23 protein-coding genes, 1 pseudogene and 1 riboswitch are annotated in these 25,488 nt (G+C 44.8%); of the genes and pseudogenes, 17 read left to right on the top strand and 7 right to left on the bottom strand.

The window, feature by feature from the left end; genetic code table 11:
* The first annotated feature begins 137 nt into the window (after positions 1-137).
* Positions 138-701 carry an FMN-dependent NADH-azoreductase gene (locus PGW99_RS10940; RefSeq protein ID WP_273777716.1) on the top strand — a complete coding sequence of 188 codons (564 nt, stop codon included), beginning with the start codon at positions 138-140 and terminating at the stop codon, positions 699-701.
* A gap of 48 nt (positions 702-749) precedes the next feature.
* On the opposite strand, the gene PGW99_RS10935 is transcribed toward PGW99_RS10940, so the two are convergent.
* Complete coding sequence (locus PGW99_RS10935) at positions 750-1,661, bottom strand: alpha/beta hydrolase (RefSeq protein ID WP_273777715.1); 912 nt, start codon at positions 1,659-1,661, stop codon at positions 750-752.
* Between the two features lie 132 nt (positions 1,662-1,793).
* Here PGW99_RS10935 and PGW99_RS10930 point away from each other — a divergent pair, with 132 nt between their 5' ends.
* The gene (locus tag PGW99_RS10930) at positions 1,794-2,231 is read left to right on the top strand and encodes a DUF2147 domain-containing protein (RefSeq protein ID WP_273777714.1); all 438 of its coding nucleotides are present in this window, start codon (positions 1,794-1,796) and stop codon (positions 2,229-2,231) included.
* A gap of 56 nt (positions 2,232-2,287) precedes the next feature.
* Here the strand turns inward: PGW99_RS10930 and PGW99_RS10925 are convergent, their stop codons facing one another.
* Positions 2,288-2,635 carry an arsenate reductase gene (locus PGW99_RS10925; RefSeq protein ID WP_273777713.1) on the bottom strand — a complete coding sequence of 116 codons (348 nt, stop codon included), beginning with the start codon at positions 2,633-2,635 and terminating at the stop codon, positions 2,288-2,290.
* A gap of 451 nt (positions 2,636-3,086) precedes the next feature.
* On the bottom strand, positions 3,087-3,905 hold the full coding sequence (locus tag PGW99_RS10920; protein WP_273777712.1) for an exodeoxyribonuclease III: 819 nt from the start codon (positions 3,903-3,905) through the stop codon (positions 3,087-3,089).
* A 38-nt stretch (positions 3,906-3,943) separates the two neighbouring features.
* Here PGW99_RS10920 and pyrE point away from each other — a divergent pair, with 38 nt between their 5' ends.
* Positions 3,944-4,594: an orotate phosphoribosyltransferase gene (gene pyrE, locus PGW99_RS10915; protein ID WP_273777711.1), complete on the top strand. Its 651-nt coding sequence runs from the start codon at positions 3,944-3,946 to the stop codon at positions 4,592-4,594.
* 230 nt (positions 4,595-4,824) lie between these two features.
* Here the strand turns inward: pyrE and PGW99_RS10910 are convergent, their stop codons facing one another.
* From PGW99_RS10910 to PGW99_RS10900, 3 genes are all read right to left on the bottom strand, one after another.
* On the bottom strand, positions 4,825-5,169 hold the full coding sequence (locus PGW99_RS10910) for a DUF7079 family protein (protein ID WP_273777710.1): 345 nt from the start codon (positions 5,167-5,169) through the stop codon (positions 4,825-4,827).
* Between the two features lie 224 nt (positions 5,170-5,393).
* Positions 5,394-5,585, bottom strand: coding sequence for a DUF3565 domain-containing protein (locus PGW99_RS10905; RefSeq protein WP_273777709.1), 192 nt, complete (start codon positions 5,583-5,585; stop codon positions 5,394-5,396).
* A 74-nt stretch (positions 5,586-5,659) separates the two neighbouring features.
* Positions 5,660-7,093, bottom strand: coding sequence for a hypothetical protein (locus PGW99_RS10900; protein WP_273777708.1), 1,434 nt, complete (start codon positions 7,091-7,093; stop codon positions 5,660-5,662).
* Between the two features lie 203 nt (positions 7,094-7,296).
* Between PGW99_RS10900 and gshB the strand changes: the two genes are divergently transcribed.
* The 8 genes from gshB to lpxC all read left to right on the top strand — a co-directional run bounded on the left by gshB (position 7,297) and on the right by lpxC (position 16,825).
* A complete protein-coding gene (gene gshB / locus PGW99_RS10895; protein ID WP_273777707.1) occupies positions 7,297-8,247 on the top strand; it encodes a glutathione synthase in 951 nt (316 codons plus the stop codon).
* A gap of 343 nt (positions 8,248-8,590) precedes the next feature.
* A complete protein-coding gene (murG, locus tag PGW99_RS10890) occupies positions 8,591-9,688 on the top strand; it encodes an undecaprenyldiphospho-muramoylpentapeptide beta-N-acetylglucosaminyltransferase (RefSeq protein WP_273777706.1) in 1,098 nt (365 codons plus the stop codon).
* A 14-nt stretch (positions 9,689-9,702) separates the two neighbouring features.
* Positions 9,703-11,151, top strand: a complete 1,449-nt coding sequence (gene murC / locus PGW99_RS10885; protein WP_273777705.1) for a UDP-N-acetylmuramate--L-alanine ligase — start codon at positions 9,703-9,705, stop codon at positions 11,149-11,151.
* A 56-nt stretch (positions 11,152-11,207) separates the two neighbouring features.
* Positions 11,208-12,137: a D-alanine--D-alanine ligase gene (locus PGW99_RS10880; protein ID WP_273777704.1), complete on the top strand. Its 930-nt coding sequence runs from the start codon at positions 11,208-11,210 to the stop codon at positions 12,135-12,137.
* A 3-nt stretch (positions 12,138-12,140) separates the two neighbouring features.
* On the top strand, positions 12,141-12,998 hold the full coding sequence (locus PGW99_RS10875) for a cell division protein FtsQ/DivIB (protein ID WP_273777703.1): 858 nt from the start codon (positions 12,141-12,143) through the stop codon (positions 12,996-12,998).
* A gap of 64 nt (positions 12,999-13,062) precedes the next feature.
* A complete protein-coding gene (ftsA, locus tag PGW99_RS10870; protein WP_273777702.1) occupies positions 13,063-14,325 on the top strand; it encodes a cell division protein FtsA in 1,263 nt (420 codons plus the stop codon).
* A 163-nt stretch (positions 14,326-14,488) separates the two neighbouring features.
* Entirely contained in the window at positions 14,489-15,676 is a 1,188-nt protein-coding gene (gene ftsZ, locus PGW99_RS10865) for a cell division protein FtsZ (RefSeq protein ID WP_273777701.1), read from the top strand.
* A 246-nt stretch (positions 15,677-15,922) separates the two neighbouring features.
* Complete coding sequence (lpxC, locus tag PGW99_RS10860) at positions 15,923-16,825, top strand: UDP-3-O-acyl-N-acetylglucosamine deacetylase (RefSeq protein ID WP_273777700.1); 903 nt, start codon at positions 15,923-15,925, stop codon at positions 16,823-16,825.
* A 94-nt stretch (positions 16,826-16,919) separates the two neighbouring features.
* Here the strand turns inward: lpxC and PGW99_RS10855 are convergent, their stop codons facing one another.
* Positions 16,920-17,363 carry a DUF721 domain-containing protein gene (locus PGW99_RS10855; RefSeq protein WP_273777699.1) on the bottom strand — a complete coding sequence of 148 codons (444 nt, stop codon included), beginning with the start codon at positions 17,361-17,363 and terminating at the stop codon, positions 16,920-16,922.
* A 109-nt stretch (positions 17,364-17,472) separates the two neighbouring features.
* Between PGW99_RS10855 and PGW99_RS10850 the strand changes: the two genes are divergently transcribed.
* The 6 genes and pseudogenes from PGW99_RS10850 to PGW99_RS10825 all read left to right on the top strand — a co-directional run.
* Positions 17,473-18,153 (top strand): M23 family metallopeptidase, encoded by a 681-nt coding sequence (locus PGW99_RS10850; RefSeq protein ID WP_273777698.1) that lies wholly within the window; start codon positions 17,473-17,475, stop codon positions 18,151-18,153.
* Positions 18,154-18,392: 239 nt separating this feature from the next.
* On the top strand, positions 18,393-21,095 hold the full coding sequence (gene aceE / locus PGW99_RS10845) for a pyruvate dehydrogenase (acetyl-transferring), homodimeric type (RefSeq protein ID WP_273777697.1): 2,703 nt from the start codon (positions 18,393-18,395) through the stop codon (positions 21,093-21,095).
* Positions 21,095-23,041: a 2-oxo acid dehydrogenase subunit E2 gene (locus PGW99_RS10840; RefSeq protein ID WP_273777696.1), complete on the top strand. Its 1,947-nt coding sequence runs from the start codon at positions 21,095-21,097 to the stop codon at positions 23,039-23,041. Before aceE ends, PGW99_RS10840 begins: the two co-directional genes overlap by 1 nt.
* A gap of 100 nt (positions 23,042-23,141) precedes the next feature.
* Positions 23,142-23,302, top strand: a riboswitch (yybP-ykoY riboswitch).
* A gap of 46 nt (positions 23,303-23,348) precedes the next feature.
* Positions 23,349-23,924, top strand: coding sequence for a TMEM165/GDT1 family protein (locus tag PGW99_RS10835; protein WP_273777695.1), 576 nt, complete (start codon positions 23,349-23,351; stop codon positions 23,922-23,924).
* Between the two features lie 173 nt (positions 23,925-24,097).
* Positions 24,098-24,895, top strand: coding sequence for an MBL fold metallo-hydrolase (locus PGW99_RS10830; RefSeq protein ID WP_273777694.1), 798 nt, complete (start codon positions 24,098-24,100; stop codon positions 24,893-24,895).
* A gap of 99 nt (positions 24,896-24,994) precedes the next feature.
* A pseudogene (locus tag PGW99_RS10825) lies at positions 24,995-25,351 on the top strand (MBL fold metallo-hydrolase); the annotation flags it as partial.
* Positions 25,352-25,488 lie beyond the last annotated feature (137 nt).

The following is a 25,488-nucleotide window of genomic DNA, read 5'->3' as shown; positions in this document are numbered from 1 at the left end:
CTTTAGGATCTATAAGTTTCCTCTTGAGGTTAGCTGTTCTGTTTTTGCAACATAGTGTAGCAAGCAACGCACTGATTTTAGCGGTGTTATCTTCTAAGCTAGCGTTCATCCAATAAAAGATGATTTAGAGATTGCACATGAAATTACTCCACATTGATTCTAGTATTCTCGGTGATGCATCTGTTTCACGTCAGTTGACACAGGCCATCGTGGCACAACTGAAAAGCAAACATGCCAATCTTGAAGTTGAATATCTGGATGTTGATCAGCACCAGATTCCACACCTGTCTGGCCCAATCCTCATGGGGCAAAATCCAGAACAAAGCCAGCTGAGTGAGCAGCTGGTACAGCAATATCTGGAGGCAGATATCGTGGTGGTAGGTGCAGCAATGTATAACTTCAGCATTCCATCGACCCTGAAAGCTTGGATTGACCGTATTTGTGTAGCGGGTAAAACTTTCCGTTATACTGAAAATGGTCCGGAAGGTTTGGCGGGTGGTAAAAAAGTCTATATCGCAAGTAGTCGCGGTGGTGTTTATGGCGACAACAGCCCTGCCGACTTCCAAGAAGCCTATTTGAAAACTGTCTTTGGCTTTACTGGCGTCACAGAAATTGAAGTGATTCGTTCAGAAGGTGTTGCAATGCCAGACCAGAAAGAACAAGCAATTGCGGATGCATTAAGCAAAATTCAGGCACTCTAATTTGCCTTACTACAAAGGTCAGCTTCGGCTGACCTTTTTTATGCTTGTTTAGTTTTGGTCAATCCGATGCGCAAATTCAGTGAGATCGGCTAACGCCTGCTTGCCCTCACTGAACCAGGAATTAAACAACTGAAAGTCATGCCACATGCCTGTATATAACTTGAAAGTCACATCGACACCTGCAGCCTCAGCTTGATCACGGAAACGCTGTGCATCATCTAGCAGGATTTCTTTCGATCCGACTTGAATCAGCGTTGGAGGTAAATCGCGTAGATCAGCAAATAGTGGAGAGACATAAGGCTCAGCTGGATCCACATCCCGAACCAGATAGTAATCAATACCTGCCTCAAGTAATTCCTGAGAGAGCAGGGCATCATGCTCGGCATTGTAACGTAGCGAAGGGCTGCTCAAGGTCAAATCCAAGAAAGGAGACTGCAACATCAAGGCAGCTGGCAAAGGCTGCTGCTGATCTCGCAGGCGTAAACACAAGGATACAGCCAGATTGGCACCAGAAGAATCTCCAGACAGGATAATGTCCTTGGCTTGAATGCCTTGATCCAGCAGCGTCAGATAGGCTAAATAAAGGGCATCCAGTCCATCTGGATAGGGTGACTCGGGAGCCAGCGGATAATCAAGATGCACGATCTGCATTTGTGTGCGCAGTGCCATATCGATCATCCAGGCGCGATGGGTACGTAACGAACCCAGGAAAAATGCCCCACCGTGCAGATGCAAGATCAGTTGTGTGGCCGGATGACTAGGTTTAATTTCTTCTGCAGCTAAACCAGCAAGGCTAAATGAGCGGACTGTCGCACCTTCCGTTTTGGGCAACAGGTTAGATAAACGATCCAGCGTTTGACGCAATGTTTCGGGAGGCAAATTCAGCCGACTCGGCGCACGGATGATGCCTTTCAGCAGGGTTTCACTAAAATACTGTTTCCACATGGGATTGATTGGCATTGTTATTCCATTTTGTATTGATCATGCGGGATACTTACAACCTTACACTAAACAGTCACACTGAAAAATTGCATTCTTGTTGTGATTTTTCAATACTGACCCAGTCGAGTCGATGACCAGGGAATATAGGAAATGAAAAAACTCGCCTTAGCATTAGGGTTATTCAGCGCTGCTGTATTGACTCACGCTGCCGATCCGCTCAATGGTACAGTATGGAAGACCATTGATGACAAAACCAAGCAGCCTAAAGCCATTGTGAAGTTTACCGAACTAAAAAATGGCACCTTAAATGCCAATATCCAGAATATCTTAACACCAGGTGAGGAAAACGCCTGTAAGAAGTGTGAAGGGCCTTATCATAATAAATCGTTAAAAGGTCTGACGATTGTGCATAACCTCAAACTTAGTGAAGGTCAGCAATACGAAGGCGGAAGCATTCTGGACCCACAATCCGGTAAAACCTATAAGCTCAAAGCTGAAATTACAGAGGGTGGCAAAAAACTCAATCTGCGTGGCTATATCGGGATATCAGTTTTGGGACGGAATCAAACCTGGATTCGTGTAAATTAAGTGATAATGTGATTATCAAAAAGCCTGATCATAGATCAGGCTTTTTGTTTTAGAGATTAAGCCAGGTTGCGGTAGGCTGTTTCATCAAAACCAACAACAAAACCTTGTGCAGTTTGTAAAATCGGGCGTTTGATTAAGCTGGTGTGAGTCATTAGTGCTTCAATCAGAGCCTTTTCACTTGATAACGCCTTTTGCTGTTCTGCTTCAGTCAGTTTGCGCCAGGTCGTGCCTTTTTTATTCAAGACTTTATCTGCACCGATCTGCTCTAACCATAGTTTGAGTGTTTCGGCTTCTATACCTTGTTTTTTGTAATCATGAAATTCATAGGCCAATCCTAATGCATTAAGTGCATCGAAGGCTTTTTTCATTGAATTACAATTTTTGATGCCATAAATTTTCAGCATGAGGATTCCATTACTTTAACCTGACTGGCTGCTAAGCCTAGCGAAAAAATGGGCGGAATACTATCGGGTTAAAATCGGAAATCGCGGAGAAATGTTTTTGAAAACAGGATGTCATGAGAGTGTCATACAGACTTGGCAATATAAAGCTGTAACGATGTGTTGGGTATTGATTAAAATAAAAATAATTGCCCAGAATAGAGAAACCCGCATTTAATCATCCTGATCATGCGGGTCTCGTTACAACGTTCCATGTCACATCCTTGCAAAATAAATTAAATCATTTAATTTATTCCTTTCATCCTACGGCTTCCTATCCCTTCGCTGTCATCCTGACAATGTCCCTGTGCCGTGATTGCTATCTTGCCAACAAAGTCACTGAATAAAAATACACAAACACGACAAAAAACGTAGGTTATAAACTTCTATTCAGTGAACAACTGTAAACTCAAGTTTACAGTTTATAGTCGATAATCACTGGTGCGTGATCGCTAAACCATTGATCTTTATATACCCAAGCATTAATCGTACGCTCTTTCCAGTCTGGTGAGCAAGCATGATAGTCAATCCGCCAACCGACATTCTTGGCCCGTGCCTGTCCGCGATTTGACCACCAGGAGTATAGATCGGCTTCTTTGCGGACTTCACGGAAGGTATCGACATAACCGAGTTCATTATAGATATGATCTAGCCAGGCACGTTCATGCGGTAAACAGCCGGAGGCCTTCTGGTTGCCTGACCAGTTCTTAATGTCGATTTTCTTATGCACAATATTGTAATCACCGCAAACGATGAGCGACTTATTCTCTTCACGCCACTGTTTTAGAATCAGTTTGTATTGATCCAGGAAATGGTCTTTGCGTGCCTGCGCTTCTTCGCCACTTGACCCTGAAGGTAGATAGAGCGAACAGATGTAGACCGGATAGCCCAGGCCCAGATCGAATTCAGCACGAATAAAACGCCCTTGGCTATCAGCCAGTTCAAAGCCCAAGCCATCCTGTACGGAGACAAAAGGCAGGCGGCTATAAATGGCGGTGCCTGCATAGCCCGCACGTTCGGCCGGGAATAAGTGTGTATGCCAGCCTTCAGGTTTAAATTTATCCGTCCACTGTGCATGGGTAATGCGACTTTCCTGCATGCACACCACATCCGCATCTGATTGTTCTAGCCATTCCAGCAGGCCTTTGGTCACGGACGAACGTAAACCATTCACGTTAATTGAAACTACTCGTAGAATTTTTACATCACTTGGATAGTGATCCTTTGCTATCATGCGCAGTCATAACCTCAATTTGCAATTCGGAGCACCTCATGACAACGCCAGTGCAATTTAACCCGCAAGCTTTTATCGAACTCGCCTTATCACGTGGTGTGCTTAAATTTGGTGAGTTTACTTTAAAATCAGGCCGTGTGAGCCCTTATTTTTTTAATGCGGGTTTACTCAATGATGGTGAAGCCTTATCGCTTTTGGCACAAGGTTACGCTGATCAATTAATGCAATGCAACGATGTCGAAGTGATTTTCGGGCCGGCTTATAAAGGTATTCCTTTTGTGGCAGCGACAGCTGTGGCTTTGTCACAAAATCATGGCGTGAGTGTGCCTTGGGGCTTTAACCGTAAAGAAGCCAAAGACCACGGTGAAGGTGGGGTATTGGTCGGTGCGGCTGTTGAAGGTAAAAAAGTCTGGATTATTGATGACGTGATTACTGCGGGCACTGCGATCCGTGAAGTGGTCACTATTCTGCAAAATGCCGGTGCAACCATCGCAGGTGTTTTGGTGGCGTTAGACCGTCAGGAACGTGGTCAGGGTGAATTGTCTGCGATTCAGGAAGTGCAAAAGGAACTGGATATTCCAGTCTATGCGTTGATTACCATGAAAGATTTGATGGATTACCTAGAAGCTAAAGGTGAAACGGAAGCATTGGCAAAAATGCAGGCATATCGTGAAAAGTACGGAATTTAATATATAGATCCTAAAAAGGAAGCGTATGCTTCCTTTTTTATTTTGGGCTGATATGAAGAAGTAGCATGGTTAAGGTTGGATGTCTAATGTAAAGAAATATTGATTAAAGATGGATCGAGAAAAATTATAAATTGATAAAAAATAAAGAGTGAAAAACAGGTTTTTAATAATTAACGATTTGATTTTCAATATAAATCATCACATAGCATTTATTATTTTAAATTGGGGATTTATTTATAGTCCATCAGGCATTGGGTTAATGTAGCCCACTCATCTCTATACTTGAATCTATATATTGTTGCAGAAATTTTTCTTGCTAAAGTAATTTGTGCTTTATCCAAAATCCCATTTTTTTTAATATGTTGTATAAGTTCATCTTTATCAAAACTCACCCAAATGGGTGGGATGGTCTGCTCCAGATTTGCAGAACACTCAGGGGCAACATTGTAAAAGAGATGAAATTCAATAAGCTCGATATCATGCATGGCGATTTCAGTAGCGATCTGCTGATAATCAATTGTATTGTCTATAAATAAAAAAGAGAGCGAAAACCATAGTTCTTCCATTTCTTGCATATATGTTTTTATCTTATGAAGTTAGCGAGCACTTTTTTCAAAAAGTACCATAAGCGTTATTTTAAGTATTCCATCAATTATTATTCTAAGTTTTGGACGAAGCAACATTCTTGCCGAAGTTGAGTCTATTCCATAATTGGCTTGATCCAGAATGCAATAAAATAGAATCCATAATTTACAAAGCTACATAAGGCTGAGTTTATTCCCCAAGTTGTCAAAAAGTATTAGGTCTGTATTTCACACTTCTTACAATCCAACTTTACCCCAAGTTTTTCTTTACGACCTTCTTCAGTCATTACCCACGGCCGGTTTTGCCAGGGAGGATTGTGCCGCACATGCTGACCATGCCCGCAGGAAAGGTCAGCGACCCAATGCTGTTCTTCATCTAGATGAAAACCGATAATGGCTTGTAGCATGTTTGAGTCTCCAGCACTCGGTGTAGTTGAATGCAATTTCTACATCTGATTATTCGATTTATACCGCATAAACATTAGGGTCTCAAACAATCCGGGTTTGAACCATAGCATTCACCAGAACTGAGATCATGAATCGTTGAATGTCCAGGATTACCCCGAGGACGTGACACACCTTGTGGAACAAAGAAATTGGCTGAATGTGCGCCGTATAAACCCTCGGGAATGGTCATCGGTTGCAGGACAACATAGGCATTGTGGGAAAGCGAACCTATATCTGATGATCCCGACCCTCCGATAACAGGCGGTGTATAAATATTATTTGCCTTATTGTACGCTGTCTTCCATGCCTGAATATCCGCTCGAGTAGCAGGACGTAACAAGCCTTTCGCGACAGCATCTTGAAGACCTGCTGGGCCGGCAAGCGGTGCATTTTTATCGATGATATCTTCCAAGGTCTTTTCTTTTGATGATTGTAAGGCTGTTGTTGTACTCATATTGCCGATCGTGGCATAGCCATTCCGGGCAACGACAATCGCTTGGATATCACGCTGCATGATTTTTTGCGAAAGCTGATTCATTTCAGCCGCATTTTGATCTGATACATAGCTATAGCCGCATTGAGAATTCTTGGCGGTTGTTTCCAGGATAGGGATAGAACTTGGAAGTCCTAACACACGCTGCTTATAGTGGCCTGTAGCAACCACCCCAACAATTTCGGTCTGGCTTTCCCATTGAATATTCCAAATGCTTGGTTCATACGAACCTAGAATCAGCACGACCGGGCGATGATGCTGAACCTGAATATCCATGAGATGGGCTTGATGACCGCTATTATCGATCTGGTAGTTCGACTTGCGGCCTGAATAGGCACCGACTGCAACAATATCAAACTGTTGCGGCAATTTTTCCTTGAATTTGCTGCATTCATTTCCCATAGAGGGGGTATAACGTGTTCTCTGGCGGTATCGATACTTATCGGAAAACATGTTAGTTAACACGTGTCGAAGTAAGCCGGATGAGTCAGGTTTATCTTTTGTATATAAGCAATCTTTGGGGCGTAACTTGTCCGGTAAGGTGGAATAACACTGCCATGTTATCGGCTGGTCACGACTGACAAACTGGGGTTGATAGAAAATGGCATGTTGCGCTAGAACGCTGGGGATTTCAGAGGAAGCGTCAAATTTAGCAGTGAATAACCAATGATCGAATTGTAAAAGAATACCCGGATGGGGCGGGAGATTATCCAGGATCTTCGATTCTATTTGTGATGACTGCCCTAAAATCATCATCAATTGCTGTGCACTATTCTGTTTTGGATCTGAATTCAAAAACTGCTGATTGAGCTGAGTGATAAATTGCTGCTTTTGTTCATCAACTTGCTTGATCAATTGTTGGGTTCGATAATCTTGATAGACATAATACCCCGCATAGCCAAAAGCCGCGGTTGATAGGCTTGCGATAACGCCAATAAGCACCCCAGAATTGAACGTGTGTTTTATTTTACGCATTTTTATAATCATTTTATTGTGAATGAGGTTTTATAACATATTGTAAAATAGGTATAAAATTATAATCCGACGAAAGCGGTGTGATAGATCGGAATTCTGGAAGCATGTTTTTCAAGAAATTGAATGTATCGAAAATTCAGAAAACATGATTGTGAATCTCCGCTATACTTTTCCCAATTTAAAAAATGAAATGAGCTTTCAATATGCGCGTTCTTGTGGTGATGGATCCCATCGAAACGGTTAATTTAAAGAAAGATTCCACCATGGCCATGCTGTGGGCTGCTAGCCGTCGTGGCCATAAGTTGGGCTATGCCTTACAACAGGATTTATATATTGAGCATGGCAAAGCTTTTGGCCTGATTGCTCCGCTCAACGTTTTTGAAGACTATAACCATTATTACGAGTTAGGTGAAAAACAGAAAGAATCCATCGCGGCTTATGATGTGGTGTTGATGCGTAAAGATCCGCCATTTGACATGAACTTTGTCTATACCACCTATATTCTGGAACAGGCAGAACGTGAAGGGGCGTGGATCATCAACAAGCCGCAATCCTTGCGTGACTGTAATGAAAAACTGTTCGCTACCCAGTTTCCTGAATTGCAAGTACCGACTTTAGTGACGTCACAACAAAGCCTGATTCGTGAATTTATTATTGAACATGGCGATGTGATTGTGAAACCACTCGATGGTATGGGCGGTATGGGGATTTTCCGTTTGTTCCAGGATGGGGTGAATATTGGTTCTACCCTGGAAATGCTAACCGAAATGGGCAAACGTCCGATCATGGCACAGCGCTATATTCCGGAAATTGTCGAAGGCGATAAACGCATCCTGATGGTGAATGGTGAACCGGTACCTTACTGTCTGGCGCGTATTCCACAAAATGGTGAAGTGCGCGGCAATTTGGCTGCGGGTGGTCTGGGACAGGCCCGTCCATTGTCTGAAAATGATAAGATGATTGCCGCGAAAGTGGGGCCATTCTTGCGGGAAAAGGGTCTGATCTTTGTCGGGCTGGATGTGATTGGCAATTATGTCACTGAAATCAATGTCACCAGTCCAACTTGTATCCGGGAAATTGATGCCCAGTTTGGTACGCACATTGCAGATGATCTGTTCGATGTGCTTGAGGCCGGAATTCAATCCGCAGGATGATTTGCCCTTTCTGAAAATGCGCTTTTGTAAAAACAGGTAAATCACGGTTTGCCTGTTCATCGTCAAAGGGATGAAAAACAAAAAAGCTTCTTTTCTGGTGATGATTAAGCTAGATTGGAAATCATTAAAATAATCAGTTGCTTAAAATTGAGTAAATGTGGAATCGGGCTTTTTTGGCGGTTTCATTCCAAATCTAGTTTAAGATTGGCATTCTGTAGCAAAAAAACAATGATCTCCTCGATGAAAACCCACAAATCGGCTTTTCCGCAGAGGGGCTTTGTGATTACAATTGGCGTTTTAAAATAATCTTAAGATCCACTTCATTTAGAGTCGAAGAATTCACGTGATTGAGTCCAAACAGCAGCCACCGAAACGTGTCATGATGATGGCCGCAGGGACAGGTGGGCATGTGTTTCCGGCATTGGCTGTCGCAAAACAATTACAACAACAGGGTTGCCAGGTGTCTTGGTTGGCAACACCGAACGGTATGGAAAACCGGCTGTTAAAACAACATGATATTCCGATTTATCAGATTGATATACAGGGTGTACGTGGCAATGGCGTATTACGCAAACTCGTTGCACCTTTCAAGATTTTAAAAGCCACCTTGAGTGCAATGCGCTACATGAAGCAACTCAAAATTGAAGCGGTTGCTGGATTTGGTGGCTATGTAGCCGGTCCAGGTGGTCTTGCTGCCCGCGTATTAGGTATTCCCGTGCTGATTCATGAGCAAAATGCAGTCGCCGGTTTTACCAACATGCAATTGTCACGAATCGCCAAAACGGTTTGTCAGGCGTTCCCGGGAACATTTCCAGAGAGTGCCAAAATTGTCACGACTGGAAACCCGGTCCGTCAGGAAATTACCGAGATTCTGAGCCCGGCTTGGCGCTATCAGCAACGTGAGCAGGCAGAACAGCCCCTGCATATTCTGATTGTTGGTGGGTCACTCGGAGCACAAGCTTTGAATGAACGTGTACCAGCCGCATTAAAACAGTTAAATATGCCACTAAAGGTCTTTCATCAGTGTGGCCAGCAACAGTTTGAAGCCACGCAGGCACGTTATACAGACGCTCCAGCACAGTTACAGGTAGAAGTCAGTCCGTTTATTGACGATATGGCGAAAGCGTATTCGGAGGCAGATCTGATTATTTGTCGTGCGGGTGCATTAACGGTGACAGAAGTCGCCACCGCGGGGGTAGCCGCGATTTTCGTGCCTTTGCCTAGTGCGGTGGATGATCACCAGACAGCAAATGCCAAATTTTTGGCCAATACCGGCGCAGCTAAAATCTGTCAGCAAGCCAGCATGACTTCCGAGAGCCTGGCTGATCTGCTCAAACCATTGATGAATCGTCAGACTTTGTCTGAAATGGCCGTCAAGGCACGTCAAAAAGCTCAACCGGACGCAACCCAGCATGTGGTTAGTCTCATTCAAGAATTGTAAGTTAGAGTTTTCCTATGTCTCCATCAAGCCCTGCTGATCAAGCAAAAAAATTAATTAAAATTCCTGAAATGCGCCGTATCAAGCATATTCACTTTGTGGGTATTGGTGGAGCAGGGATGTGTGGCATCGCGGAAGTATTAAAAAATCAGGGCTATAAAGTTTCTGGTTCAGATATCAAAGCCTCGAAAACCACGGCACAACTCGAAGAAAACGGCATTAAAGTATTTATTGGCCACAGTGCAGAAAATATTCAGGGTGCCAATGTGCTGGTGGTGTCGACCGCAATTGATCCGGAAAACCCGGAAATCAAAACAGCGATTGAAAACCGAATTCCTGTGGTTCGCCGTGCGGAAATGCTCGGTGAATTGATGCGTTATCGCCATGGCATTGCAGTGGCTGGCACGCATGGTAAGACGACGACCACCAGTCTGTTGACCTGTATGTTAGCAGAAGAAGGCCTCGATCCGACCTATGTGATCGGCGGCTTGCTGAACCGTACCGGGGTAAATGCTGCGTTGGGTGCCAGCCGTTATATCGTGGCCGAAGCTGATGAGTCAGATGCATCTTTTCTGTTCCTGGAACCGATGGCCGCAATTGTGACCAATATCGATGCCGACCATATGGATACCTATGGTGGCAGTTTTGATACATTAAAAGATACCTTCATCCAGTTCCTGCACAAATTGCCATTCTATGGTTTGGCTGTGGTGTGTGGTGATGATGCCAATATTCGTGAAATCTTGCCACGTGTCGGCCGTCCGGTGATCACTTATGGTTTTGGTGAAGACAATGATATTCGTGCGGTCGATGTTGAACAGGATGGTATGCGTTCCCACTTTACCGTGTTGCGTAAAGGCCGCGAACCATTACGCCTGACCATTAATCAACCAGGTTTGCATAATGTCCTGAATGCCTTGGCTGCAATTGGTGTCGCGACTGATGAAGGTGTATCTGATGCTGCAATTAGCCGTGCTCTAGAAGGTTTTAGCGGGGTAGGACGTCGCTTCCAGGTGCAAGGTGAATTTGCGCTAGGCGAAGGGACAGTGAAACTGGTGGATGACTATGGTCACCATCCAAAAGAAGTTGAGGCAACCATCAAGGCTGCGCGCGCTAGCCATCCAGACCGTCGTCTGGTGATGTTATTCCAGCCGCACCGTTTTAGCCGTACCCGTGACTGTTTCGATGATTTTGTCGAGGTGTTATCACAGGTGGATCAACTCTTGCTTTTAGAAGTGTATCCCGCGGGTGAAAAGCCGATTGTCGGTGCTGACAGCCGAACTTTGGCACGTAGCTTGCGTCTACGTGGTCAGGTCGAACCGATTCTGATTGATCCGGTTGATGAAAACCTGCGCAATGTCATTCAAAAAGTGTTACAACCAAATGACTTGTTATTAACCCAAGGTGCAGGTAACGTGGGAGCCATTTCAGTTGAATTGGCACAACAGCATTTATATCTTAAATAATGACGTCGTATGGCGTGAATGTGATTGACCAGTTATAAAGTTTTAAGGATCTCAACGTGTCAAATGCTTCAAAGTTCGGCAAAGTTGCCGTGTTATTGGGTGGTAAATCAGCAGAGCGTGAAGTTTCGCTAGATAGTGGTCAGGCTGTGCTGGAAGCATTGTTGCGTTCTGGCGTTGATGCCGAAGCTTTTGACCCGCAACAACGTAGCGTGACGGAACTGGTTAATTATGATCGTGCTTTTATTGTGCTGCATGGTCGCGGTGGTGAAGATGGCCAGATTCAGGGTGTGCTGGAATGGTTGAATATTCCTTATACGGGGACGGGCGTACAGGGTTCTGCCATTGGTATGGACAAGGTTAAAACCAAGCAGATCTGGCAGGGCAGTGATTTACCAACCGCACCTTACCGTATCATCAATAAAGACACCGATGTGCAAGAGCTTGTGTCTAGCTTGGGCTTGCCTGTGATTATCAAGCCGGTACATGAGGGTTCGAGTATTGGCATGAGTAAAGTCGAGAAAATTGAAGACTTTGCCGATGCGATTGCCAAAGCGACAGCACATGATGCCGTGGTTATGGCGGAAAAATGGATCACAGGCCGTGAATTTACTATTGTCATGCTAAATGGCCAGGCACTCCCGGTGATTCGTTTGGAACCACCACAAGATGTGGCCTTTTATGACTATGAAGCCAAATACAACCGTAACGATGTGCAATATGGCATTCCGTGTGGTTTGACTGAGACAGAAGAAAAGCAGTTACAAGACTTGGCGTTGCGTGCCTTCCAAGCGGTGGGTGCAAAAGGTTGGGGCCGTATTGATGCCATGCAGGATGCTGAAGGTAACTTCTGGCTGCTTGAAGTGAATACAGTGCCAGGCATGACCAGTCATTCCTTGGTGCCAAAAGCAGCGAAAGCAGTCGGTTATAGTTTTGAAGCGCTCTGTGTAGCGATTTTGGAACAAACTCTGGATGCGGTGGCACACTAATTTATGGCTCAACTTCCTGCTTCCATGCGCCGCAAACGTGCTGCTGCCATCACCTCGATTCATGACAAGCCACCTACACGTCAGGAAAAGCTTGCAAATTTGGGTGGTTGGTTGCTGCTATTGGTGGCTTTTGTGGTGTTGGCAGTCGGTTTTTATGGTCTGTATAAAGTGATCACGGATGCGCATGTGGCCGAACTACAAGTCGTTGGGACACACAGCACCGTTGAGCAACAGCAGATGCAGGTGCATCTGCAACCCATCGTGAAAGACAATTATTTTACTTCGGATCTGGAACAAATTCGTGACCGCGCTCTGGCCGTGTCATGGGTAGACCGTGTAGTGGTTTCACGTACCTGGCCGAATGCGATTCGGGTTCGTGTCATGCCGCGACATGCAATTGCGCGTTGGGGAACCGGGCGATTGCTGAGTGATAGTGGGGATGTATTTAGTGAGGCGGTGCCGAAAAATAATGCGCATTTGCCCTTACTACATGGCCCGATCAGTCAGTCTGAAGTGATGATGCGTCGATATAACGAGATTAATCAGTTATTTCAACCGGTTCATTTACGTTTAAAAGAGTTATATTTAACTGAACGTATGACCTGGTTTATGCAGTTTGATTCTGGCTTGCGTGTGATCGTTGATCAGGATCAAACCATGAGTAAACTACAACGTCTGAGTTATCTGGCAAAAAATGAGCTCAAGCCGGTGTGGCCAAGGATTTCTGCCATTGATTTGCGCTATCGTAATGGACTAGCCATTCAGTGGAAAAATGCCAGCCCGCCTACAATTATAAATGGGCAGTTTGTTGTAACGAGTGATGACACAGGCATTGCGGGTGGAATAACGGCAAAGCCATAATACGTGGCTTTAAAAACAAGGCGCTTAAGCTAAAGATAAACCAACATGTAAGTGGTAGTACGTAATGAGTGAAGCTGTTCCCTCAGTTGTTGCGATTGACATTGGGACACATAAAGTTTCAGTTTTGATTGGTAAAGTACATGCACCTGATAAAATTCAAGTTATCGGGATGGCTACGGCACGTAATAGAGGCATGAACAAAGGTAAAATTGTCAGCCTTGATAAAGTGATTGCTGCAATAAAAAATGCCGTTGCTGAAGCGGAAAAGATGGCGGAATGTCGGATACATTCGGCCTGGGTGTCGATCCCAAGTACAGAATTAAAAAGCTTTTATGCCTCGGGCCGTACGCCGATTGTCAACACCGAACATATTATTACCACCAATGAGGTGGTCCGTGCTTTGGATTTGGCCAAAGCCAGTCATGTGACCCCGGATCATTATCTGGCGAGTGCGGTGCCTTTAGGATTTGAATTGGATGATGCTGCAGAGTGGGTGCAGAATCCAATTAACATGTCTGCCCAAAGTATGACAGGGCATTATCAGTTAATGATGCTGCCGATTAGTACCATGCAGAACCTGGATCGTGCGATGAAAGGCGCGAATATCGGTGTCGAGAAAATGGTGGTGTCTTGTCTCGCTACTGCAGAAGCCAGCTTGCTCAAAGATGAAAAAGAATATGGGGTATGTCTCGTTGATATCGGTGCAGGAACCACGAACTTAGCCGTTTACCTAGATGGACGTTTGGCCTTAACTCGCACATTCCAGCGCGGTGGCGAACATGTCACACGAGATATCGCGGCAGTCTTGCAGACCACCACGGATGAAGCTGAACGTCTGAAATTGTTACATGGCTGTGTGGACCTCAAAGTGGTCAAGCCGGATCATATGATTCAATTTCAAGGAATTGACGGGCCACAAACCATTAGTCGTATTGAATTGACGGATATTATTGTTGCACGTTACGAAGAAATCTTTGGCCTGATTCGTCAGGAATTAGAGCAGAGCGGCGCGATACATGGTTTATATCATGGCGTGGTCCTGACCGGAGATGCTTGTCAGATTGAAGGTATGGTTAATCTGGCGCGGCGTATGTTGGGGGTTTCGGCCCATTTAGGCAATCCACCTTTACAGGTATATGCCGATGAGCCACATCAGGCTGCGTTACGTCGTTCGATGTATGCGACGGCAGCGGGTTTATTGTTATTTAGTCAGAGTGACATGCAGGATGCAGTAGAAGAACCAGAAGACGAAGAAAAGCGTTCTTTTTGGTCGCGTGTTGGCAATGGCTGGAATACACTGAATAACAAATTAAAATCGATATTTTAAGGTGTATTTCATTGGGATTATTGTTAGGAAGTTGTACAAGAAAACTGCTGTACTTGACAAGGCGAGTATTGCACAGCATCCTAAAAAAATAATTTGTTTATGCAGATCAAGGCAGTATACGGGCTGAAGTGACTGCCAATATTATTTAGGAACTCTATAGGTCATGGCCTCATTTGAATTTTTAGAAGATGAACAAACCGATAGTAACGGTCAAGCCCGTTTCACTGTGTTTGGTGTAGGTGGTGGTGGCGGTAATGCCGTACAGCACATGGTGCAGTCTGATATTAAAGGCGTAAAATTTGTCTGTGCCAATACGGATAAACAAGCCCTTGATCGCATGAATGCGCCATTTAAAATCCAGTTGGGTGAACAAAGTACCCGTGGTTTAGGTGCTGGTGCAAATCCTGAAGTGGGTCAGATCGCAGCAGAAGAAAGCCGCGAAGTGATTCGTCAGCATCTTGAAGGTGCCGATATGGTATTCGTAACTGCCGGCATGGGCGGGGGAACCGGAACAGGTGCTGCGCCAGTCGTTGCAGAAATTGCCAAAGAAATGGGTATTCTTACCGTAGGCGTTGTCACCACGCCATTCAACTTTGAAGGTCGTCGTCGCCAGCGCTCAGCCGAGAAAGGCATCGAAGCACTCGAAGCCTATGTTGATTCCCTGATCATCATTCCAAACCAGCGTTTGCTTAGTGTGTATGGCGATATCTCCATGCAGGATGCTTATCGTAAGGCGGATGATGTGCTGTTAAATGCAGTACGCAGTATCTTTGATCTTGTAGTACGTCCAGGTCATATCAACCTTGACTTCGCTGACTTGAAAACTGCGATGAGTACCCGTGGCTATGCCATGATGGGTGAAGGCAAGAGCAGTGGTCCAGATCGTGCTGAGGAAGCGGCCCGTCTGGCTATTCGTAGTCCATTACTCGATAACGTCAATATCATGAATGCCAAGGGGGTATTAATCAATATCACTGGTGGTAATGATGTCACACTACGTGAAACAGAAGTGATTACCGATGTGGTGAACCAAATCGTCGATCTGGATGAAGGTGAAGTATTCTTCGGTACGGTATTTGATCCAGATGCCCGTGATGAAATTCGTGTGACTGTAATTGCCACAGGTTTGACGCGGAATTCGGATGCGGTAGAAGCGAAGCGTCAACCCTCTGCAGTACAGCATGCCGCTGTGCAAGCAAGCCAGGCTGCACAGGCAGTACTTGAAGAAGATGATGTTCCTGCAATCAGCAAACGTCAGCATGCTGAAAGTCCAGTTGCTGCGCCAAGCGCAACTCCACGTTCTTCACCGATGAGCATTCAGGATTATTTGAAGAACCAACAGCGTAAATAACTGTTGTGGGACTTCTAAAAAAAAGCAGCGCAAACGCGCTGCTTTTTTATTGCCTTATGATTCGGTTAAGACTAAATGCTGTCTAAATATAAGCCAAAATCCCTGTAAATAGTTGGTTGAGTGGTTTAAATCAGCGGAAATTTTGCTAGTTAACAGTGAAAATTCTGAGGCTATAAGCGTTTTTGCTGTCAAAAAAAAGCAAATATGCTAACGTATTGCGGTTTGTAAGTAGAAGACAGTAGTAGCATGTTGAAACAGCGTACCCTCCAACGTGTCGTCAAAGCTAGCGGTATCGGACTGCATAGTGGGCAAAAAGTCATGATTAACTTTGTACCGCATGTTGCAGATGGGGGAATTGTCTTTCGCCGTATTGATCTTGATCCACCGGTTGATATTCCTGCGGATGCGATGCTGATTCAGGAAGCCTTTATGTGCTCTAACTTGGTTCAAGGTGACGCGAAAGTCGGAACTATTGAACATGTGATGAGTGCAATCGCGGGTCTGGGTATTGATAACCTGATCGTGGAAGTTTCTGCATCTGAAGTACCGATTATGGATGGCAGTGCGGGACCGTTTATCTACTTACTGATGCAAGGTGGTCTGGTTGAGCAGGATGCACCGAAAAAGTTTATCCGAATCTTGAAGCCAATATCTGCTCTCATCGATGATAAACGGGCTATTTTCACTCCGCATACAGGGTTTCAGCTGAATTTCACCATCGATTTTGATCACCCTGCTTTTGCCAAAGAATACCAGTCGGCCACGATTGATTTTTCCACCGAAACTTTTGTGTATGAGGTCAGTGGCGCGCGTACCTTTGGTTTTATGAAAGACCTGGATTATCTGAAAGCCAATAACTTGGCACTGGGCGCGAGCTTGGAGAACGCGATTGGGGTGGATGATACTGGCGTGGTCAATGAAGAAGGCTTACGTTTCTCGGATGAATTCGTTCGCCATAAAATTCTGGATGCAGTAGGAGATTTATATCTGCTAGGTCACCAGATTATTGCCAAATTTGATGGTTATAAGTCGGGTCATGCCCTGAATAACCAGTTGTTACGCAATGTGCAAAAAGATCCAACAAGTTATGAAATTGTAACATTTGATGACGCGAAAGATTGCCCGATTCCGTATGTCAGTGTGACATAAGTCATTGTCTTGTCTAGGTGATGTTATAAAGTAACAACTCTGAATGTGAAAAATATCACGAAAAATAATCAAAAAATGCCCTGCCAGAAAAATCCTACTCCTTTTTATTGCTTGCCAAACGTAGCAAGGCTTGGCTAAGCTTAGGGTCGCTCACAAAGTCAGCAGCGTGACGTAACATGTTTTGCGTTTCTGTGTTGATGGATCGTGAAGGTTGGCTTGGTTCAGAGATCTTTTGAGACTTAACTCTTAAACGTGCTTGAATTTTATGCAAATCTTTCAACGGTTCAAGTTGAGATAATTGAGAAATATACGGCTTTTGCAAGTAACCGAGTTGACTAATCATGGCTTGATTTTCACCGGTGATGGTTAAAACGCCGGATTGATAACAGACCACCTGCCATTGTTCCGGTTGGGGCAACAGCGGTTGAATCATTTTCGTAAGTTTTTGCCACTGTGCAACTTGCGTTGAGAGAAACGTTAAGTTTCCTGTTTTTGAGTGTTTTCTTGTCGCTTGAAACACGTTAATAGGTTCAGACATACATCTTTCCTTAACATTGATGTCTTAATCTTATGCGCTTGTTTCTGTGAATATCAAGGAAGAGATCACACAAGAAACATTGAGTAAGAACAGTTGAAAGAGGTTTTTTATGCACACGCGTCGTATTTTATTGGCTTTTTCCCTGGCAGCTTCTGCTGCTACCGTGGCTTCTGCTGATCTGGTTGAAGTAAATTCAAATACTCAAATTGATCCAATTGAAGAACTTACTCATACGATTGCCAAAGGTTCTTACTCTCAACCTGAAGATATCGATATTCCTGCACGTACAAAAGTATCGGTTACACTTCGTGAAAAATCTGTTGAACTCAATAATCAATCTCTCGCAAAAAAATACAGTTCAAATACTTCAACACGTTATACAGCCAACGGTATCTCTTCTTGGCTGATTGCTCATCCATTGCCAAGTGCGCGCGTTAGCTCTACCTATGGAGGTCGTGTTATGGGTGGTAAAGCTGAAAACCATTCGGGTCTTGATTTAGCTGCACCAAGTGGCACTCCAATTTATGCGACTGGCCCAGGTGTCGTGACCAAGTCAGGCTGGGGGAATGGTTATGGTCAATACGTAGAAATTAATCATGGAAATGGTTACCTCACTCGTTATGCCCATGCTTCACGTCTCTTGGTCAGCGTGGGTGAGCGCGTAAACGCGGGCGACCAGATTGCAAATGTGGGTTGTACTGGTCGTTGTACTGGTCCTCATTTACATTATGAAGTTGTAAAAGATGGTCAACGTAAAAACCCAGCAACTTATTTAGCTATGTTGCCATAATTGAAGAGAACGTTGGCACATATAGATATTAGCTATTAAGTTATCATCTAAATTTATTGATTATGTATAAAAAATCGCCTGAATTGGCGATTTTTTGTTAGCTTGTGTAATAAATATGCAGCCAATATTTATCTGCTAAATGTTACGGTAAACGTGTATTCGGTTGCAGCCATAACTTTACTGATCCAAAACATGCTAAATATACACCTCGTAGATTTAGATCAAGGAATAGGTGAATTATGGCGTTTTATGGTGATTCCGACGCGCAAGAAACCCAAGAGTGGCAAGAAGCATTTGATTCTGTTTTAGAGCATATGGGCACCGAACGTGCTGCATTTCTGTTAGAAAAATTATACCAACGCGCGATCGCGAAGCATGTACCCATTCAACGCTTAAATACGCCTTACTTAAATACCATTTCGGTTGAAGAACAACCTCCAATGCCAGGTGATCAGGATATGGAGCGCCGTATCCGTGCCCTGATTCGCTGGAATGCTTTGGCTATGGTTCTGCGTGCTAACAAAACCGGGGATGATCTGGGCGGCCACTTGGCAAGTTTTGCGTCTTCAGCAACCTTATATGATGTAGGCTTTAACCATTTCTTCCGTGCATCAAATGACAGCTTTGGTGGTGACCTGATCTATTATCAAGGTCACTGTGCACCGGGCATTTATGCTCGTTCTTATCTTGAAGGCCGTTTAACTGAAGATCAGCTCAATAACTTCCGCCGTGAAGTTGGCGGTCAGGGCCTTTCAAGTTATCCGCATCCTTATTTGATGCCGGACTACTGGCAGTTCCCAACGGTTTCTATGGGCTTGGGCCCAATCATGTCGATCTATCAGGCACATATCCAGAAATACCTGATGAATCGTGGTCTGATTAAAGAAGAAGATCGTAAAGTCTGGGCGTATCTCGGTGATGGTGAGATGGACGAGCCGGAAAGCTTGGGTGCAATCTCGCTGGCAGGCCGTGAAAAGCTTGATAATCTAATCTGGGTGGTGAACTGTAACTTGCAGCGTCTGGATGGTCCGGTACGTGGTAATGGCAAGATCATTCAGGAATTAGAGTCACTATTCCGTGGTGCAGGCTGGCGTGTTATCAAAGTGGTATGGGGCCGTCATTGGGATCCACTCTTGGCGAAAGACCATACGGGTGCATTGAAAGCGGTAATGGAAGAAGCCGTGGATGGTGATTATCAGCGCTATCAGGTGAAGGGCGGTGCTTATACGCGTGCGCACTTCTTTGGCAAATATCCAGAAGCTGAAGAGCTGGTGAAGAACTTAAGCGATGAAGATATTGATAATCTGAACCGTGGTGGCCATGACCCGTACAAAGTATTTGCCGCTTATGCTGAAGCGACTAAAGCCAAAGGTCAGCCTACCGTGATTCTGGCCAAGACCGTGAAGGGTTACGGTCTGTCTGAAGAAATTGAAGCGGTGAACAAGACCCACCAGATCAAGAAAATGCAGCTGGAATCGTTGAAATACGTACGTAACCGTTTCAACCTGCCATTTACGGATGAACAATTGGAAGAAGTTCCATTCTACCGTCCAAGCGAAAACTCACCTGAATTGAAATATATGAAGGCACGTCGTGAGGCGTTGGGTGGTTATTTACCGGCACGTCGTAAAGACAGTGAAGCTTTGCAGATTCCTGAGTTGTCGGTATTTGACTCAGTGTTGGCAGGTTCAGGTGGTAAAGAGCAATCGACCACAATGGTCATGGTGCGCTTGATTGCTGCCTTGCTCAAAGAAAAAGCCATTAAAGATCGAGTTGTACCCATTGTTCCGGATGAAGCACGTACCTTTGGTTTAGAAGGGATGTTCCGTCAATTGGGGATTTATGCCGCACATGGCCAAAAATATACCCCGGAAGACCAAGAACAATTAATGCATTACCGTGAAGCCAAAGACGGTCACATGCTACAAGAAGGGATTAACGAAGCCGGTGCCATGAGTGCATGGGCAGCGTTGGGTACCAGTTATTCAACCAATAACCTGCCAATGATTCCAATGTACATGTATTACTCGATGTTCGGTTTCCAACGTATCGGTGATATTGCCTGGGCGGCAGGTGATGCACAGGCACAGGGTTTCTTGCTTGGTGCAACAGCAGGTCGTACCACACTCAATGGTGAAGGTTTACAGCATCAGGATGGTCATTCACACATTTTAGCCAATACCATTCCAAACTGTGTGTCTTATGACCCGTGCTTTGGTTATGAGCTGGCAGTCATCGTCCACGATGGTCTGAAACGCATGTATGTGGATCAGGAACGAGTGTTCTATTACTTGACGGTCATGAACGAAAACTATGAACATCCAGCTATGCCACAAGGCGTAGAAGAAGGCATCAAGCGTGGTATGTATCTGTTGGAAGAAGATGAAAAAGCGACGGTACAGTTGCTAGGTTCAGGTGTAATTCTGCGCGAAGTGATTAAAGCGGCAAAAATCTTGCGTGATGAATACCAGATTCACTCTAATGTCTTTAGTGTAACCAGCTTCAATGAGCTGGCACGTGATGGCATGGCATGTGAAGAATACAACCGTCTACATCCGCTGGCTGAACAAGCAAAAGAATCATGGGTATCACAACAGTTACGTGATACTGATGGGATTGTGGTTTCCGCAACGGATCATGTGCGTGCCTACAGTGAGCAAATCCGTGCTTATCTGCCAGACAACCGTCCATTTGTAGCTTTAGGTACCGATGGTTATGGTCGTTCTGATACCCGTGCCAATTTGCGTAGCTACTTCGGTGTCGATGCCGCGCACATTGTGGTGGCCACACTGAAGAAACTGGCAGATGAGGGTGAAGTGGATGCACGTTTAGTTAAAGATGCCATTTCCAGCTTTGAATTGGATACAGATCGTCCAGTGGCTTGGGCACCGCAAGCGGTTCCTGAAGTTCAAGCGGTTGCTGACTACAAGGAGTCTAAATAATGCAAATTACAGCTCCTGATATTGGTGTAGATAAGGCTTTGGTTGCGGAAATTCTGGTTAAAGTGGGCGATCGCATCGAAGTAGATCAAAGCATTGTCGTGCTGGAATCGGATAAAGCCACTGTAGAAGTACCAAGTACTTCTGCGGGTGTGGTTAAGGCAATTATGGTCGAGAATGGTGCCGAAGTTGCAGAAGGTACGGCCTTGATTGAGCTTGAGGCAGTGGAAGGCCAACAGACTAAAACAACTGAAGCCTCTGCACCTGAAGTTGAAATAACGGCAGCAGCTGTTGAGGTTCCTGCACCTGCGGCTGAGCAGACTGTAGCTCCATCAACAACAAATGAAGTGATTGAAGTGAAAGTTCCCGACATTGGCGTGGAAAAAGCATCGATTGCTGAAATTTTGGTGAAGGTGGGTGACCAGATCGAAGTCGATCAAAGTGTGGTCGTTGCAGAATCGGATAAAGCGACCGTTGAAGTGCCAAGCCCTGTTGCAGGAACCGTAGAAAGTATTTCGGTGAAAAATGGTGATGTGGTCAAAGAAGGCGTACTGTTACTCACTGTAAAAGCAGCCCGAACTGCTCCTGCACCGGAACAAACCGCTACACCAGCGCCTGCAACGAATAGTGCGGTAGCGCCAGTACCTCAGCCTACCACTGCATCGGCTAGTGCGGAAACAGTGATTACTGTGCCTGATCTGGGTGTGGATAAAGCGGCAGTCGCGGAGATTCTGGTCAAAGTCGGTGACCGCGTTGATGCTGAACAAAGCATTGTCGTGGTGGAGTCAGACAAGGCGACAGTTGAAGTGCCAAGTACCGCTGCCGGTGTGGTGAAAGCCATTCATGTGACTGAGGGTCAACAGGTTAGCCAGGGCATCCAGCTGATTACGATTGAAGGTCAAACGACTGCGCCTGCAGCAGCGACCACAGCAACCCCAGTTGTAGAAACGGTAAAACCATCTGTGCCTGCTGCTGTAGCAACAGCACCAGTGGCGACACATAGTGCTGAGAAATTAACACCAGCTCAACAAGCAGAAAATGCCAAAGTCTACGCAGGTCCTGCTGTACGCCAGTTGGCACGTGAATTAGGCGTGTTATTGGCACAAGTACAAGCCACGGGTCCACATAGCCGCGTGCTCAAGGAAGATGTCTTTGCGTATGTAAAACAGCGTTTAACTGCGCCTCAGGTTGCACCTGTTCAGCAAGTTGCAGCGGTAACAGCAGGCTTGCCAGCATTACCAGATTTCTCTGCATTTGGTGGTGGTGAAGTCAAAGGTATGACGCGTTTACAGCAAGTGTCGGTTCCACAGTTGTCTCTGAACAACTATATTCCACAGGTGACGCAGTTTGATCTAGCTGACATTACCGAGCTGGAAGCATGGCGTAATGATCTGAAAGGCAACTTCAAGAAGGAGGGTATCAGCCTGACCATCTTGGCCTTTATTGCCAAAGTCGTGGCGCATTTGCTGAAGGATGAGCCTTATTTCGCTTCGCATCTGGCAGACGATCAGAAATCTGTGTTATTGCGTAATGAAATTCATATGGGGATTGCAGTGGCGACACCAGATGGATTAACTGTTCCGGTATTGCGTAATCCAGACCAGAAATCGATTAAGCAAATTGCGATTGAGTTGGCTGAGCTGAGCCAAAAAGCACGTGACAAGAAACTGTCACCTAAAGATCTGCAAGGGGCGAACTTCACCATTACCAGCCTTGGCAGTATTGGGGGTACAGCCTTTACCCCATTGGTAAATTGGCCTCAAGTGGCAATTTTGGGTATTTCCCCTGCGACGATGCAGCCAGTCTGGAATGGAAGTAGTTTTGATCCACGCCTGATGTTGCCATTATCGTTATCATATGACCATCGTGTCATTAATGGTGCCGATGCAGCACGTTTCACCAACAAACTGACCAAACTGTTGAAAGACATTCGTAGTTTATTGTTGTAATCCTTGCGGAAGTCTTGGATGGAAACCTCGCATCAGCGGGGTTTTTTATTGGTTAGATCCTAAAAGATTTGCCTTTTGCATTGGGAATTATTTAAAATAACTTCACTTCATTGGGGAGTAGCCGCTATTTACGCTCAGTAAATAGGTGATGGTCAACATAATTGCGCCACAGCGCATGGTCATCATAGCCAAAGAATCCCGTCTCCTGGTTCTTTTGTTGGCAAGACCTTTGATTTATCTTTCTGCTTGAAATATTTGGCTAGCGGGAAAGGTAGGTCATTGGGATTTCGCTAGCCAGAGAATCAACATGCAAGAATTTTTTATTTCTACTGCCATCGTGGCACTCGCTGAAATGGGTGACAAAACCCAGTTGTTGGCGTTACTCCTTGCTGCCCGTTTTCGTAAACCTATCCCGATTCTCGCGGCGATTTTGATCGCAACGCTCATTAACCATGGATTGTCTGCTGTGTTAGGGCAGTGGATCACTACGGTGCTCAGCCCTGAAATTTTGTTATGGATTCTCTCCATCGGTTTTATTGCCATGGCGCTCTGGATGCTGGTTCCAGATGAGCTGGATGATGAAACGGATAGTATTAATAAGTGGCAAAAATTCGGGGTATTTGGTGCCACCTTTGTGCTGTTTTTTCTGGCAGAAATTGGGGATAAGACGCAGATCGCGACTGTTGCCTTATCAGCACGTTTTGATAGCGTGTTCTGGGTGATGCTGGGTACAACACTCGGGATGATGATTGCCAATGCACCAGCCGTTTTTGTCGGGAATAAGATGGCAGAAAAATTGCCAATTCCGCTGATCCATAAAATTGGTGCTGCGATTTTCCTGATTATTGGTGTCGGTACATTGTTGCAACATTACTTCTTTTAATACTGTATTTTGATTCCGTCAAAAAAGCTCAAACCCGGTTTGAGCTTTTTATTTTCAGGCTGTGATGGCGTTAAAGTTATTCGTATATTTATTGTAATTTTACCCGAATCCTTTTATGTTATAGGGATTAGATAATTTCATTTAAAAAATAAGTTTTTTTGGGGAACAAGGAAATGGCTTTAGAGCGTACCACCTCACAAGTGTTATTTGATAATGGCACACATAAATGTATTAGCTTTACCAGTCTTGTGAAAGGTGAAGGCGTACAAGCCAACCAATTTTTGATTATTGATAATGAACGTGCAGCTGTTCTTGATCCAGGTGGTGATTTGACTTATGTTCCATTGACCATGGAGCTGAACAAATATACTCGTCTACAAAACCTTGATTATGTGATGGCTTCGCATCAAGACCCGGATATCATTACCTCCATGCCACGCTGGTTGGTGTATTCAGATGCGAAAGTTGTGGCCTCCAAGCTATGGGCGCGTTTCTTACCGCATTTGAACTCTGCATTTATGAGTGACCGTATGAAAGGCAACTGGCTAGATCGCTTGATTGAGTTGCCGGATCATGGTCAGGTGATTCCTTTGGGTCAATCTTCAATTATAGCTGTACCAGCACATTTCCTACACTCAGTAGGGAACTTCCAGTTTTATGATCCAGTGGCCAAAATCCTGTTTTCTGGCGATATGGGAGCATCGATGGTGGAAGATGCGGGTAAACCATTAGAAAATTTTGCTGCACATATTCCAAAAATGAAGGGTTTCCACCAACGTTACATGTGTTGCAATAAAGTCATCCGTTTATGGGTGAATATGGTCCGCGCGATGGATGTAGAAATGATCGTGCCACAACATGGTTGTGCTTTCGTTGGTAAAGATATGATCAACCAGTTCCTCGATTGGATCGAGAATCTGGAATGTGGCGTAGATTTAATGGATGAAAGCGTGTTTACCTGTCCAGAATAAATACTGATCAGTGCAATTTAAATCAAGCAAAAAAGCAAGAATCCAGTTCTTGCTTTTTTTTGCCCAAAGACTGATATGAGGGCTATTGATTAGTCTGGTATTCCGGCACATTTTCTGCATTCGGTGGGAAACTTCCAGTTTTATGATCCGGTTTCCAAAGTTCTGTTCTCTGGCGATTTGGGAGCGTCCCTATCTGGTGATCCACAAACTCAGGTTCAAGATGTAGAAGCTCATGTGCCAGGCATGCGCAGCTTTCATCAACGTTATATGTGTTCTAATCAGATTTTACGTTATTAGATTGAAATGGTTCGAGACATGGATATCGAAATGATTGTGCCGCAGCACGGTTCTCCTTTTGTCGGTAAAGAGAGCATCGAGCAATTCCTCGACTGGCTGTGGCATTTACCTTGTGGTGTCGATGTGTTTAAACGAGAGATCTTCCGTTGTTCAGCTTAATGGTCATGCTGTAGAACTGCCCCAGCTCATTTGATTGACCCGTACCAAGCAGTTTTCCAACCGGGGCGATACAGATTTATTTTGTATCGTCCTGAAAATAAGCATGAATAAAAGCAAATTTTTTGTTTATAATAGCT

This window comes from Acinetobacter sp. GSS19 (assembly GCF_028621895.1).
GTDB lineage: Bacteria > Pseudomonadota > Gammaproteobacteria > Pseudomonadales > Moraxellaceae > Acinetobacter.
This window is presented reverse-complemented; position numbering and strand designations above follow the sequence as displayed.

What these genes read in the sequence shown, in the direction of transcription:
- PGW99_RS10940 (WP_273777716.1), top strand. Translation starts at nt 138, where the DNA reads ATGAAATTACTCCACATTGATTCTAGTATTCTCGGTGATGCATCTGTT.
- PGW99_RS10935 (WP_273777715.1), bottom strand. Translation starts at nt 1,661, where the DNA reads ATGCCAATCAATCCCATGTGGAAACAGTATTTTAGTGAAACCCTGCTG.
- PGW99_RS10930 (WP_273777714.1), top strand. Translation starts at nt 1,794, where the DNA reads ATGAAAAAACTCGCCTTAGCATTAGGGTTATTCAGCGCTGCTGTATTG.
- PGW99_RS10925 (WP_273777713.1), bottom strand. Translation starts at nt 2,635, where the DNA reads ATGCTGAAAATTTATGGCATCAAAAATTGTAATTCAATGAAAAAAGCC.
- PGW99_RS10920 (WP_273777712.1), bottom strand. Translation starts at nt 3,905, where the DNA reads ATGATAGCAAAGGATCACTATCCAAGTGATGTAAAAATTCTACGAGTA.
- pyrE (WP_273777711.1), top strand. Translation starts at nt 3,944, where the DNA reads ATGACAACGCCAGTGCAATTTAACCCGCAAGCTTTTATCGAACTCGCC.
- PGW99_RS10910 (WP_273777710.1), bottom strand. Translation starts at nt 5,169, where the DNA reads ATGCAAGAAATGGAAGAACTATGGTTTTCGCTCTCTTTTTTATTTATA.
- PGW99_RS10905 (WP_273777709.1), bottom strand. Translation starts at nt 5,585, where the DNA reads ATGCTACAAGCCATTATCGGTTTTCATCTAGATGAAGAACAGCATTGG.
- PGW99_RS10900 (WP_273777708.1), bottom strand. Translation starts at nt 7,093, where the DNA reads ATGCGTAAAATAAAACACACGTTCAATTCTGGGGTGCTTATTGGCGTT.
- gshB (WP_273777707.1), top strand. Translation starts at nt 7,297, where the DNA reads ATGCGCGTTCTTGTGGTGATGGATCCCATCGAAACGGTTAATTTAAAG.
- murC (WP_273777705.1), top strand. Translation starts at nt 9,703, where the DNA reads ATGTCTCCATCAAGCCCTGCTGATCAAGCAAAAAAATTAATTAAAATT.
- PGW99_RS10875 (WP_273777703.1), top strand. Translation starts at nt 12,141, where the DNA reads ATGGCTCAACTTCCTGCTTCCATGCGCCGCAAACGTGCTGCTGCCATC.
- ftsA (WP_273777702.1), top strand. Translation starts at nt 13,063, where the DNA reads ATGAGTGAAGCTGTTCCCTCAGTTGTTGCGATTGACATTGGGACACAT.
- ftsZ (WP_273777701.1), top strand. Translation starts at nt 14,489, where the DNA reads ATGGCCTCATTTGAATTTTTAGAAGATGAACAAACCGATAGTAACGGT.
- lpxC (WP_273777700.1), top strand. Translation starts at nt 15,923, where the DNA reads ATGTTGAAACAGCGTACCCTCCAACGTGTCGTCAAAGCTAGCGGTATC.
- PGW99_RS10855 (WP_273777699.1), bottom strand. Translation starts at nt 17,363, where the DNA reads ATGTCTGAACCTATTAACGTGTTTCAAGCGACAAGAAAACACTCAAAA.
- PGW99_RS10850 (WP_273777698.1), top strand. Translation starts at nt 17,473, where the DNA reads ATGCACACGCGTCGTATTTTATTGGCTTTTTCCCTGGCAGCTTCTGCT.
- aceE (WP_273777697.1), top strand. Translation starts at nt 18,393, where the DNA reads ATGGCGTTTTATGGTGATTCCGACGCGCAAGAAACCCAAGAGTGGCAA.
- PGW99_RS10840 (WP_273777696.1), top strand. Translation starts at nt 21,095, where the DNA reads ATGCAAATTACAGCTCCTGATATTGGTGTAGATAAGGCTTTGGTTGCG.
- PGW99_RS10835 (WP_273777695.1), top strand. Translation starts at nt 23,349, where the DNA reads ATGCAAGAATTTTTTATTTCTACTGCCATCGTGGCACTCGCTGAAATG.
- PGW99_RS10830 (WP_273777694.1), top strand. Translation starts at nt 24,098, where the DNA reads ATGGCTTTAGAGCGTACCACCTCACAAGTGTTATTTGATAATGGCACA.